6 protein-coding genes are annotated in these 14,963 nt (G+C 38.5%); all 6 read right to left on the reverse strand.

Annotation, left to right across the window (positions count from 1 at the left end; genetic code table 11):
• Window positions 1-349: 349 nt before the first annotated feature.
• A complete protein-coding gene (locus GGG_RS0116700) occupies window positions 350-1,375 on the reverse strand; it encodes a glycosyltransferase family 4 protein (RefSeq protein WP_081399953.1) in 1,026 nt (341 codons plus the stop codon).
• Window positions 1,376-1,499: 124 nt separating this feature from the next.
• A complete protein-coding gene (locus GGG_RS0116705; protein ID WP_010116918.1) occupies window positions 1,500-2,753 on the reverse strand; it encodes an HlyD family efflux transporter periplasmic adaptor subunit in 1,254 nt (417 codons plus the stop codon).
• Window positions 2,750-4,879 carry a type I secretion system permease/ATPase gene (locus tag GGG_RS0116710; protein WP_010116919.1) on the reverse strand — a complete coding sequence of 710 codons (2,130 nt, stop codon included), beginning with the start codon at window positions 4,877-4,879 and terminating at the stop codon, window positions 2,750-2,752. The genes GGG_RS0116705 and GGG_RS0116710 overlap by 4 nt, the downstream gene beginning before the upstream one ends.
• A complete protein-coding gene (locus GGG_RS0116715) occupies window positions 4,876-6,441 on the reverse strand; it encodes a TolC family protein (RefSeq protein ID WP_010116920.1) in 1,566 nt (521 codons plus the stop codon). The genes GGG_RS0116710 and GGG_RS0116715 overlap by 4 nt, the downstream gene beginning before the upstream one ends.
• 404 nt (window positions 6,442-6,845) lie before the next feature.
• Complete coding sequence (locus GGG_RS0116720; RefSeq protein ID WP_010116921.1) at window positions 6,846-12,650, reverse strand: BapA/Bap/LapF family large adhesin; 5,805 nt, start codon at window positions 12,648-12,650, stop codon at window positions 6,846-6,848.
• Between the two features lie 176 nt (window positions 12,651-12,826).
• A partial coding sequence (locus tag GGG_RS19940; RefSeq protein WP_010116922.1) for an Ig-like domain-containing protein occupies window positions 12,827-14,963 on the reverse strand: 2,137 nt, incomplete at its 5' end.

Raw genomic sequence — 14,963 nt, forward strand, 5'->3', positions numbered from 1 at the left:
AAATTCAAAAAGCCCTGATCGAAAGATTGGGGCTTTTTTATTGTTTGATTTATATCAATTTTTAAGTTCAATTTTAATTACATGCTTTTGCTAAAGTGAAAACTTCATATTTCCCATCGTTACCGCTACTAGTCAATATTTAACTCATTCAATAGATTATGACTTTGGTATATTTTAGCAATTCAAACCACTTTACAACTTTCAGTTAAAGAATGATAAATGCCTTCAATAGAAGACATTGCATTACTTTCCTGATAAAAATTACCATGCGTTTTTCGCCATTCAACAGCTCCGCCACGTAAAGATAAAAGCATTGCTGGAGAAGAAAGAAGTGTAATAGCTTTGGTCGCTAGGAACTGCCAGTTCTCCCTGACTCAAAGAACTCTCCATTATATTGAGAAGTTATTATCGTTCTTGCTGCTTCTACGTCTGAACAGAGGGTTGCGACTCCCATAAATTGTGCTTCAAGCAACACCGAGCTAAAATTACCTTGCTTACGTGCATCAATAAAAAGATCGGCTTTAGCTAAAAGCGAACCAACACTAGAACGATCAAGATACCCCACAAATTGAACAGCATCACTCACATTCAGTTCATGACACAGTGCTAACAATCGGTTCTTATTCACTTGAAAAGGATGATCATCAGTGCCTGCTATTAATAATGTTACATTAGGAAATTTCTCTTTTATGATTGGAAGTGCTCGTATTATTTCATCAATTCCCTTTTCCTTAGTAAAACAGGAATTAATTGTTGCCAACAAAGGGGTTCCTAAATTTCCATACAAATCAGACTGATATTTCAATACATTTTGATCAAAACTTTGTGGAATAATACTGGTCGGAATACTCAAACTTCGGCTCTCTAATAATTCAGTAAAACTTTTTCTAACAGCCTCATTTGGAACAATAACATGGGCAATTGTTGAAAGACTTTGAATCGCCATTGCTGCAAGCCTTTTATCTTCAACCAATCCAATATTTAAATCACGGCCAAAACTTGATACAACGCAAGGAACACCTGTTGCTGCACTGAATGTTGCTGCTGCCAAACTCGTAAAAGAAAGATATTGAACATGGATAACATCAATTTTCTTTTGTCGATGTAGTTTTTGCAAGAAATCAAAACTACTTGAAAAAGAATACATCAACTGTTCATCTGTCACTTCCCTATCATTGATGATCGGATGATCTAGAATGTGCTCATCTATATAAATTCTTGACAAATATTCATGCTCAATATCTTTTGGCATTCTAGAGCCAATCATATGAACATCATGCCCCCGATCCAAAAGGCTTGAAAAAAGCCGCTTTGCGTGAATTATGCTACCAGAGTCATATGAAAGATCAGAGGATGGAATAAGCGCAATTCTCATATTTTATTCCGTAAAAAATCATTAATTTTAGTTTTCCATATTTATTATGATCAATCAGCATAGCTTTTTAAAGTAATAAAAAACCAATCCGAAGATTGGTTTTTAAACGTTAAATTTAAAGAAATTATCTTTCTCTTAACGCCTCTTTAGCTTTATTAAACGGTTTCAACAAGTACTCGATAATGGTTTTTTGACCTGTCCGAATATCAACCGTCGCAACCATACCCGGTGTAATCGCAAAAGATTTACCCGCTTTATTGACCAATTTATCTTTATTTGTACGGATATAAACACGATAGTAGAACTGATCTTGTTTTACTTCATCACGAATAGTATCAGGCGAAATCACCGTTACTTTGCCTTCTAAACCACCATAGATCGAATAATCATACGCTGTAATTTTCACCAATGCAGGTTGTTCAGGGTGAATAAAAGCAATATCTCGTGGTGAAATACGTGCTTCAATCAATAACTGCTCGTCAATAGGTACGATGGTCATCAACTTACCATTTTGCGGTACCACACCACCAATCGTGGTCACTGCAATTTCTTTCACTACACCACGAACAGGTGCTTTAAAGGTCGTTCGTTCTACGGAATCGGTACGCCCTGCAACCACCTGTTGTAATGATTGAATATCTGCATTCGCCCGTGCGAGCTCCTCACGTGACTTCACATAATATTCATTACTTTTGTCATTAATTTGGTTTTCAAAATTATTAATATCACGCTTTAAACGCAATACTTCAACTTCTGATGCAGCCCCTTTTGCAACCAGCGGTTGGGTCATCTGCAATTCATTCTGTACCAAAGTTAAGGCATGCTTTAAACCAGCAATAGATTCATCTAAATTGGCACGACGTGAGGTATAAAGCGCTGTTTCTTCTCGAACCAAATTTGGCATCGCCAAAACAGCTTTAGGAAAATGGATCGCTGTCCCATTTACCTCTGCTTCTAAACGTGCAGCAGTGGCCTGTGTTGCTAACAATTTGGTTTGACTTTCACCCACTTGTGATTCAAAACGGGTTGGATCTATTTGAGCCAGTGTTTGTCCTTTTTGAACAATATCACCCTCTTTTACATCTAAACTGGTCACCACACCACCATCTAAGGACTGAATGGTTTGCTCTTTAGATGAAGGAATTACTTTACCCGTACCTGTCGATACCTCTTCTAATTTAAATACACATGCCCAAATGATAAACGCTAATAAGCCTATCGCAACGATCCAAATAATAAAGGTCGATTTTGGTAATGGTGGTTCAGAAAACTTAATCGCAGAAGGATTGGTTGGGCGATGTAATACTTCAGGTGCGACTTCACTGCTTTGAGCTGTTTGTTGTTGTGGCACTTTTTGTTCTGGTTGCTCTTGACTCATGCTGAAGCTCCTCCCACTTTTGACTGATTAGGATTCAAAATTGCATCACGCGGGCCATCTTTTACGATTTTTCCGTCATGAATCACAATGATTCGATCCACAAGTTGCAAAACAGCAGGTCGATGTGTAGCAACAACCAAAGTACGATGACCTAACCATGCTTTTAAATGTTGAATTAACATTTTCTCAGAAACGTCATCAATCGAAGCCGTTGGCTCATCAAGTAGCACAATATTTGGATTACGTAATAATAAACGCGTCAGTAATAAGGCTTGTCTTTGACCACCTGAAAAACCAACACCACCTTCAAGCACCAAATGATCTAAACCTTCTTTCTTTTGTTCCACAATTTCCAGTGCATTGGTGATTTTCAAAGCATGAACAATTTCAGCATCCGTCGCCAAAGGCGCACCTAAAGTTAGGTTTTCACGAATTGTGCCAAAGAAAAGATGTGCATTCTGATTAAGCAATGCCATATCACGGCGCACATCATCAGGATCCAGTAAGGTTAGGTCAATTCCGTCTAATGAAATCTTGCCCTGTACCGGCATTTGCATGCCTGATAATAATTGCAATAGTGTCGATTTTCCTGCGCCATTGCGCCCCAAAATCGCAACCTTTTCACCAGGTTTAATTTTTAACTGGGGAATAACCAAAGAAGGTCTTGGGTCTTCATCGCCATACTTAAATACAACGCCTTTAAAATCATAATCCCCAACAATTGCTTTACGATGAATCAATTGCGCACGATCAGGATAATCAACAGGCTTTTTCATCAACTCATCTAAGCCTTCTTTCGCAACTTTTGCTTGCTGCCAACGACCTAAAACACCTGTGATTTGTGAAATTGGTGCAAGCATACGTGACGATAAAATCGAACACGCAACCAGTGCACCTGTTGTCATATCGCCTTTCATGACCGCAAAACAACCCACCAAGACAACGATGGCATAGGTTAAACCTTGGATTTTTTGCGTCCAAGCATTCAGCCAACCTGTAATTTTGCGTTGACGCATACTGATATCAGCAGAAACTTCATTCATATGATTCCACTGATTTTGGAATCGTGCCTCTGCTCTTAATAACTTTATATCTTCAATACCTTGTACAGCTTCAACTAAAATCGCATTTCGTATTGATGATTCACGCATCCCCTCTTTAGCCAATTGCGCCAGTTTCTTTTGTGCAAGAATCCCTGGAATAATCATTAAAGGAACCACCAGCAACATCACCCAGAAAATATTGCCACCAATAATCCAGAAAATAACAAGGAATAAGAAGAAGAAAGGTAAATCTGCAACTGCACTAATGGTTGTAGAGGTAACAAGCTCACGAACCCCTTCAAGTTCACGGATTTGTGAAATAAATGAACCGGTCGATTTAGATCGATCTTTATTGCGAATGCGTAAAGCATGTCCAAAAACACGATCAGAAATTTTCAAATCTGCTCGTTTACCAATAATGTCAGATAGATAAATACGTGCAATACGCAAGGCGAATTCAAAAATGGCGGCAATAAGCACACCACCCGCCAAGACCCATAAAGTCGGCACAGATTGTGATGGCACAACACGGTCATAAACCTGCATAGAGAAAATAATGGTTGCCAATGCCAGAATATTGGCAATCATCGAAGCAACCATAATATCTGTGTAACGCTTCCAGTCTTTTAGAACAATATCCCAAAACCAGCTTTTCTCGTATGGCTTGATATATTCATCCACACGTGCATCAGGAACAGACGTTTCTGGTCTAAAAATAAAGACTTGCTTGGCATTTGCTTGTAATTCACTCAAGCTAAATGTTTGTGATAAACCTTGATCACCACTGAGTTGTAAACTCGCATTTCCTTGGTTGTCTACTTTTTCAATAACAGCAACTTGTCCATTATTAAATTCAACAACAACAGGTAAGCGCCAAGGGTTTAAAACGTCGGCAGAAAAATCTGCTTTTCTGACATTTAAACCAATTTGACGTGTAATAATCGTAAAAAGATCATCAACCGTTTGGTATTTATTCCATTCCAACTGTAAACGAATTTGTTCTTCAGAAGGTTGAATTCGATAATGTTGTGCAACCGTTATGATGGCTTGAAGCCAAGGTTGATAATTTAATGTCTTATTCATGGCTGCACTTCAAACCCTTGAATTTTTGTATTATTTAAATGATAAACATCTCTACTTTTACCTGTTACATTGACGTAAACAGCCACAGTATCATAGATGTCATAGCGGGCACTTTCTCTTTCAATTCTTGAACTATGGTAAGATTGCTCAGAGCTTAATAAATCTAAAATAGACCGTTTTCCAAGCTTGTATTGTTCTTCATAGAGTTCTTTGGTTTTTGCTGTAGATCTCTCACGATCTAATAGCACCCAAATCTGTTTGTCTGTATTTTCAATATTTTCTCGAGCGGCTCGTGTTGAATTTAAAATATTCAGATAGGTTGCGTTCAATTTAGAACGCGCTGCTTGTTCAGCAAAACCAGCGGCCTTAACTTGTGAACCAACTGATCCTCCTTGATAAAAATTACTACTCACCGAAATAGAGATTGCACTGTCTGTATCATTGTCTATGCCTGTATTTGGATTTTTTCCATTTAAGGCTTTATTGACAGCTCCCACCAAAGAAACCGTTGGATAGCGACTTAATTCAGTTTGTTTTTTCTGACTTTTTGCAACGTCAATCTCAGCCTTTGCGGCAATCATTGTAGGGATTGTATTCATCTTAGGTTCATCATATAAGCCCGAAAGTTGAACAAGCTCATCAGGAATCACGAACTCTATTCGGCTTACATCAAAACCAAGTAAGGTTCTTAATTTTTGTTCTTGTTGACGTAATTGATTGGTCTGAGCCAATAAATATGATTTTGAATACTCTACATAACTCTGTGCTTGCACAGGATCGGCATTACTGCTAATCCCTGCATCTGCTCTTAATTTTGCAATTTGATATAAGCGAGTTACGCCTTTGACTTGATCTTGTGCGATTTGTACCAGCGCACGATATCGGAGTAAGGCCAATACTGCACGTGACGTATCGGCAGATATTTCATCAATACTGATGAGCACATTGGCTTGCTCAACAAGCAGCTTATTTTGTTGGGTAGTTACACTCGATTTAACTTTGCCAAAATCGTAAAGCAGTTGATTTGCTTCAACGCTATAGACCTGACGTCCTCTATCGCTCGATGTAAAATCACCTGTATTTAATCCTGCTTTTAATTGAGGATAATACTGTGCTTTTGCCACATCGATATTTGCATTTTGCGCAGCTAAAGTTGCAATCGATTCTGCAATATTTGGATTACGTTTAATTGCAATTTGCACAGCTTCATCTAATGATAAATTGCGCTTTGGCGCTATAGAAGAGGAGGTAAAAATTTCTCCTTGTTCTATATCGTTAGAATTTAACAAAGCGTCTTTTCCAGTCACCGACTTTGGTGCTGTCACCATTGGAAGTTCCGTAATCTGTGCATCAGGTTCAAAGACAAAATCAGATAACTGATTCATTTGAGCCGTTTTATAGGAATCATCTTCTTTCGGTTTAATTAAACCTTGAACGCCATTTTTAAAACTTTTTAAATAGCTTTGTTCTTGTGCGTATGAAGGTATCTGTATAAAAAGCATTGACCCAATTAATACGCTTAAACTTTTTACAGGAAATGATGGCTTCTTAGCTTTATACATTCGCGAATTTCACCCGGAAATAGCTTTTAATTTTTAGCATTGGAATAAAGTGTATTGATATTTGATCTATATAAATTCAGTACAATAAATGCACTTCATTTAATCAATATTTTATATAACTCGACTACTTTTCAGACATCGTTCAAACCTAAATTCTTGTCTTTTTAATGCATATCATTCTTCACTAAATTCGTTGCTTCCAATAAATCTAAATCCGTCTTATTCAGCAAAATATAGAATCCCTATTATGCTTATTTTTAAAATTAAACTAGATTTAACACATCGCGTATTTCGCATCTTAATACACAATTTTATTTATTAAAAACAAAATTCTAGCTACTTTTTTTAAATTAAAAAGAGAGCTTAAACCCTCTTTTTAATTTCAATTATCAATACGCATTTACTTAGTACAAAATACTGTGACTTTGTAATAAATCATCTAGGTTCAATTGTTGGTTTTGAAGCACAACAAGGTCTTTGGCAGTATATTGTGTTCCACTTCCATCAAGATCTACACGAATCACACTTGAAGACCCATCTTGAACAACTGAAATATATTGACTGATATTTTGATCGGTTACTGCTTGCCCACTTAATAATGAGCTCACATCAATCTTGTCACCTTGCACTTTTGAAAAATCAGTCCAAATATCTGCATGGTTGTCAAACTCATTGAATGCCGTGAACTTAACTGAATCTGCGCCAGCACCCAGCTCAAGTACCTGTTGGATTGCATCAGATGTCACATTATCAGCATAGGCTGTACCATGAACTGTACTTTCAAAGCCAATTTTCAATGTTGCGGTAGCAGTTTCACCATTTTCAGCCGTTACTTTGTATACAAAATTATCTGTAGCAGGCGTATTGCTGGTTTGAGTATAGCTATAATCACCATTTGCATTGATGACTAATTTTCCATACAAACCTTGAACGGTGCTGCTCGAAGTCACATCTGTAAATGTTGCGCCACCATCAATTGAAACCGCAAGTTTCTTAGCAAATATACCCAATGTATCTACATTTGCACTATCAGTGTCTAGACCAGTGAAAATATTCCCTGAAGTAGAACCATTCGAAGCTTGAGACCATTGATCAGTCAATGTTTTCGTTGTAACAGTCACATCGGTATCAAACTCTTGCGCACATGGGTGACCACAGTAACCAGACTTCGCAGTAAAATTCACACGATATTTTCCAGCTTCAGTGATATTTACATTGGCACTAAATAATTCATTACCGGTATAAACACAATTACCGCATTTATCAAAATATTTAGAACCTGACTGCCCTGCAACATTTTCCCATTGACTAGTTTTACTATTGTAACGCTGCAATTGCCACGTAAATGTTGTGTCATCTGCATCTTGATAAACTTTATATTGTCCAAAAATATTTTTCTCGTAGCCGCCTTTTACAGCAACTTTAACAACTGACTCAGACTGACTTGCTACAGTAAAACTACTCGAAACAACACTCGATGATTTATTGTAAGTTGCTGTTAATTCACCTGAAGTTACAGCTTGCGTAGATGTATTGATTTGCTTAAACAGATCAATGTGTACAGTATCTACGTCATTTTTTAAACTCAACATTTTCGCTGGTTGAGATGGATCATTTGGATTCCACTCTAATTTCACTTCATCTGCTTTAATTTGTACAAATACTTTTGCAGTTGAAACATTACCATTGGCATCTGTAATGCTGTAGGTAAACTGGTCAACTTGACCTACAACTTTGATATCTTTATTCGGTGTGTACTTATAAGAACCATCTGCCTCAATAACGATTGTTCCGTATTTACCCGCCAATGTTGTTCCAGTTGCAATCACATCAACTGTTTTTCCATCAGCATTGGTAATTTTTGTGACAACTTTACTCGCACCAACATCATTTAGCAGTACATCACCTTCAAGCACATTGACTTTTAAGACATCGAGAACATCTGATCTCGTTTCTGTTTTGTAGGTCACATTTAAGCAATTTACAGAGATAAAGCTAAATAACGTTAAATCTTCAGCAATAATCTTATAGTTCCCTTTTTCAAGATTCTGAGTAGAAATACGACCTTGCTCAGGGAAGAATAAGAAGAATTTATTGAATAAACCAACATCTTTATTTGAAACAACCTTCGCCCAAGAACCATCTGTATTTTGTTTATACAAGGTCACTTTAATTGCATCAAATAGACTGCTTAATCCAAGGTTTGTCGCTTTAATATCCACATTAGTTTTCTGAGTTTCGCCAACATTGAAATTAATTTCAGCAGCTTTACACCCTAAAATAGGCATACCCAAAAATTTAAATACTGAACCAAATGATTTCTTTTCAGTATATGAAGACGTTGTTGTTTTATAACCCAAGTCAACGTCTGCTTGTGCAACATCATTGTTTGCATGAATTAAAACTGGTGCAGTCGCATTTTGCGGCAGACTAATATTTCCTGCCTGATCCGTTGCTGTAACATTAACTGTTTCACCAAAACCATACGGCCTATCTAAAGTCACTGCAAATACGCCGTTTGCATCGGTCATACTAGTACCAATCACATTACCATTCACATCTTTCACAGTGATAATGCTATTTGCTTCAGCTGTACCCACAACTTGCGTACCATCTGCAGTAAATGTCGGTGTCCCTAAAGCTGGTGGTGTAATATCATCTGCAATCACTGGTGCTTCAGGCGATGTATTATTGGCTGCATCTTGTGCCGATACTTTTAATTCTTCGCCATTTTTCTGTGCAGGGCTAATGCCTACTGTAAAATTACCATTACCATCAGTAATACCTGTACCAATCACTGTTCCTGTAGAGTCTTTTACAATGATTTTTGAATTCGGTTCAGCCTTACCAGTAACTGTCGCTCCAGCATCGATTACATCTAAATCTGTTGGTGCATTCGGTGCAGTAATATCAGGTGCTGTCGCTTCATAAACTGTTGAAGACAATGGGTTTGGTGCTGTATCTGTCGCAGTCACATACACCTTTTCACCATTCGCTTGAGCAGGGCTCAAGGTAAATGTAAATGCACCTGTTGCATCTGTCTGACCTGTACCTAACACAACACCTGCTGCATTCTTAACAACAACTGTAGCTTGTTCAGATACTTGACCACTAATCGTTGCACCTGTCGTTGCATTTACTTCTGCAATGCTTATCACTGGTGCTGCGTTATCTGCAAGTGCTGAAGCAGGAGCAGAGGTATTCCCTGCATCATCTGTCGCTGTTAATGTTAATGTCTGACCATTGTTTTGAGCTGGATTGACTGGAATCGAGAAGTTACCACTTGCATCTGTGGTACCTGTGCCAATTACGACACCATTTGGATCTTTAATTTCAATTTTTGAGTTCGGCTCTGCTTTACCAGTAACTGTCGCTCCAGCATCGATCACATCTAAATCTGTCGGTGTATTTGGTGCAGTAATATCAGGTGCTGTTGTTTCATAAACAGTTGAAGACAATGGGTTTGGTGCCGTATCTGTCGCAGTCACATAAACCTTTTCACCATTGGCTTGCGCAGGAGTCAATGCAAAACTAAATGCACCTGTTGCATCTGTTTGACCTGTACCTAAAACTACGCCAGCTGCATTTTTAACCACAACTGTCGCTAGTTCAGAGACTTTACCTGTAATTGTTGCCCCTGTCGTTGCATCAATTTCAGCAATGGTGATTACAGGTGCTGCATTATTTGCTGTTGTAGGTGTAGGGTCTGATGTATTTCCTGCATTGTCTGTTGCTGTCAAACTGATGGTTTGACCATTGTTTTGTGCAGGGTTCAGGTTGACAGAGAAATTACCATTCGCATCTGTAGGTCCTGTTCCAATCACTGTACCTGTAGGATCTTTGACTTCGATAGTCGAATTTGGTTCTGCTTTACCTGTAACAACTGCACCATCATTGATAATTGTGATATCTGTCGGCGCATTTGGCGCAGTGATATCAGGTGCTGTTGCTTCATAAACTGTTGAAGATAATGGTGTCGTTGCTGTATCTGTTGCTGTCACATAAACCTTTTCACCATTGGCTTGCGCAGGAGTCAATGCAAAACTAAATGCGCCTGTTGCATCTGTTTGACCTGTACCTAACACAACACCTGCTGCATTCTTAACAACAACTGTGGCTTGTTCAGATACTTGCCCACTAATCGTTGCACCTGTCGTTGCATCAACTTCAGCAATGGTGATTATAGGTGCTGCATTGTTTGCGATTGCTAAAGCAGGTCCTGATTGATTTCCGACATCATCTGTCGCTGTTAATGTAATCGTTTGACCATTGTTTTGTGCAGGATTAAGATCAATTGTGAAGTTACCATTGCCATCTGTAGTACCTGTACCAATTACTGTACCTGTTGGGTCTTTCACTTCAATCGTTGAATTCGGTTCTGCTTTACCTGTAACAACTGCACCATCATCAATAATTGTAATATCTGTTGGTGCATTCGGTGCTGTAATATCAGGTGCCGTCGCTTCATAAACTGTTGAAGACAATGGGGTTGGTGCTGTATCTGTCGCAGTCACATACACCTTTTCACCATTGGCTTGAGCAGGAGTCAATGCAAAACTAAATGCGCCTGTTGCATCTGTTTGACCTGTACCTAACACAACACCTGCAGCATTCTTAACAACAACTGTGGCTTGTTCAGATACTTGACCACTAATCGTTGCACCTGTCGTTGCATTTACTTCTGCAACGCTAATCACTGGTGCTGCGTTATCTGCTGTCGCTGGTGCAGGGTCAGAAGTATTCCCTGCATCATCTGTCGCTGTTAATGTTAATGTCTGACCATTGTTTTGAGCTGGATTGACTGGAATCGAGAAGTTTCCACTTGCATCTGTGGTACCTGTGCCAATCACTGTACCTGTTGGATCTTTAATTTCAATCGTTGAATTCGGTTCTGCTTTACCTGTAACAACTGTGCCATCATCGATAATTGTAATATCTGTTGGTGCATTCGGTGCTGTAATATCAGGTGCCGTCGCTTCATAAACTGTTGAAGACAATGGGGTTGGTGCTGTATCTGTCGCAGTCACATACACCTTTTCACCATTGGCTTGCGCAGGAGTCAATGCAAAACTAAATGCGCCTGTTGCATCTGTTTGACCTGTACCTAACACAACACCTGCAGCATTCTTAACAACAACTGTCGCTTGTTCAGATACTTGTCCATTAATTGTTGCCCCTGTCGTTGCATCAACTTCAGCAATGGTGATTACAGGTGCTGCATTGTTTGCGATTGCTAAAGCAGGTCCTGATTGATTTCCGACATCATCTGTTGCCGTTAATGTAATCGTTTGACCATTGTTTTGAGCCGGGTTCAGGGCTACAGAAAAATGTCCTGTTGCATCCGTTATACCTGTACCAATTACCGTTCCAAAAATATCTTTAACTTCAATTTTCGAATTTGGTTCTGCTGTACCATTTACAGTTGCACCATCATTGATAATTGTAATATCTGAAGGTGGATTTGGTGCTGTTAAATCATGTGCATTAAATGGTGCTTTGGTTGATTCATTATTTGCAGCATCTGTTGCTGTTGCTGTCAAAGCTTCTTTATTAATTTGAGCTGGTGAAATGCTAACTTTGAAATTACCATTGGTATCAGTAACACCTGCACCAATTTCTACTCCCGTAGCATCGCGAATGATAATAATTGAATTAGGTTCGGCTTTACCGACTACTGCATGACCAACATCAACAACATCTAGATTTGTAGGTGCTGCTGGTGGTGTAATATCAGGTGCAATTAAAGATTTTGATGAAAAATTATTTGAACTATCTGTTGCAATAGCTTCAATTTTTTCAGCATTAACCAAAGCTGGATTAAGATTAACCGAATACGTTCCATCGGCAGCAACAATTGCCGTACCTAAAATAGTACCTGTTGCAACACTTTTGATTTGAACGGTAGCACCTGGTTCAGAGGTTCCAAAAACAGCTGTACCAGTCGCATTTACTGCTGCCTCAATATTAGGAGCGACATAGTCTTTTAACACCAACTCTTCAATTACAGGACTCCCCGCTCTTCCTGTTCCACTAATAATAACTTTTTCACCATTGATAAACTCTGATGTGCTATAACTAAACGAGCCTGTAGTTCTTACTGTAAGCGTGACTTCTTTTAAAAAGACACCAGTAATTGAATCATAAAATTTTAGGCTAACTAAACTATTCGCCATAAAATTGGAAGATGAAATAATATTTACTAAAGCCATAAATGTGTCCTCTATAAAGTTTTTTTTAACACAAAAAAATAGATGTAGTTTTTAAACTGGATTAATTTTAGCCATTATACATATTATTGTGATGCATTTCACATTTATATTGTTTATTTTGTAAAAAAGCCACATCGAAATGCGGCTATTTTATAGTTTAACTTACCAATTCAATTTTAGTGCAAGATGATGTTGTTATTTAACAAATCTGCTAATTCCAACTTACCCGTTGCTTCTAGAATCAAGAATTGACTACTTGCATACTTCGCACCAGCACCATCTCGGTCTATGCTTAATACTGTCGATATTGCATCAGTTTCTGCGTTCGTCACCGATTTAGCTGTTAAATACTGAGCAATATTATTATCTGTAATTGCAATGCCTGTCTCTTGTTCAATTTGCGTGATCCAATCACTGATATCGAGTTTGTCTTTCGTCGCATCAAAATGATTCCAAATATCAGTCACTTGTGTGGTTTGATCACCTGATGAGCCATCATAAATACCATCTCCATTAATATCGACAAAGTCTTGGTTAAACACGCCAATCACTCCATCACTATTTCTATCGATCCAATCATTAAGATTACTATTACCAAATGTGCCTAAATCAAATTGTGAGCCATAGCCATCTAAACCGATTGTAGTCCCTGTTTTTCCAAGATATGCACCACCACTATTCATTTCTTCAGTAATCGTATCCAATACTTTGTATACCAATGTCGTTGCAACACCATTTGAGTAGATCGCATCATTATCACGGGTACTGGTATATTCTTGATAAAGAATCGAATCATGCCAATCTTTGCTACCCGTCGTATCAGCACGACCTATGATGTATTGTACAGGTGAGTTAAGAAAACTATATGAACCAACAGTACCTAAAACCGTTGGCGGATTAGCTCCATCGATCATCATTTGATCAATTGATACATCGTAACGATAATCCGCTGTTTCATTCTGAAGCAAGGCTTGATCACCGATTGGTACTAACCTTAAAGCTGCTACTTCTCCCGCTGCAATTGGGTTGCTATCGTTATAACTAAACTCCCAGTATTCAGTTCTGTATCCATTCGTTTCACTCGCTGTCGTGGTGAGAACTGTGCCATTTGCTAATGTCAAGTAAATGAGCGTCTCTTTCGCATACCAAAAACCCTCATAGCGTGTTGCAAAACCTGCAAGATTACCTGCGTCATTGTAGAATTTAATACCATCCATTTCCATAAAGGCCGATGCACTAAACTCTTTCAGATAAGTGTATGGCGCGTAATACCAATTGACATAGTTTGATTGTCCAGTAAAAGCTGTAGTTGGAGTTGGAGTATTTTGGGCGAAATATTGAGTAACTGAAGTATTTCCTGCATTATCAACAGTTTCAAAAACATAGTTTTTAAAATTATCCATTTTGACAAGCAAGGTAGAAAGATCTAGCTTTCCATTTGCATCGGTCTGTAAGCCACTGCCAGTAGTAAGTTCCGTCAGTTGTTCAATATGTGGCCCTCTATATTCTTGATCATATACTCTAAATGTATGTACGCCTGTTTCATTCAATTGCAAAGAGGCATTCTTTACATCTATCCCACCCCGTGTTGAAAGCTTCTGTTCAACATAGAGGTTACCAGTTGCTGCCACATTATCAACACGATAGTTTTGTGCAGTTGTTTCATCTGTACCACCCACATAGACGGTTGCGTTATTACCTGCAATATCTGTGATCAGCGCACGGAATTTACGGCTTTGGTCATTGATTTGCAGTGCAGACCAATCCACGTCATACGATGAGGTATTATCAGTAGCTATCTTTGCTGTATGTAAATTCCTCCAAGTACCATCCTCCAAGGTTTGGTAAATCACTTGTGCGTCTGCTTCGCCTGTCACATTCAATGTAAACTGCGTGTCGTTTGAGTAGAAGTCTGTAGAGGAAACACCATTGTCCTGATAATTACTCATTGAAATTGCAGGTGTTGGAACGCTGATTGTAGTATCAACAATAACGTTTTGTGTATCTGTTGCTCCTACATTACCTGCTTGATCTACAATATGTGCTTGAACTGTATAAGTCCCATCCGCAAGCGGATTGGCAGTATGATCAAATGTCCACGTTCCATTTGCATCACTAACCACATCATTCCAAGTCACGCCACCATCTAAACTCATCTGAACTTTTTCATCAGTCCCTAATGCTCCATTGACTTTACCGTTAAATATTAAAGTATTGTCATTGGTAATAAAGTCACCTGAAACGCCACTATCATCAGTAATTCCTAAAATTTCAACTGTTGATGTCGGTGCAACTGTATCCACTGTGAAATTC

This window comes from Acinetobacter sp. P8-3-8 (assembly GCF_000214135.1).
Lineage (GTDB): Bacteria > Pseudomonadota > Gammaproteobacteria > Pseudomonadales > Moraxellaceae > Acinetobacter.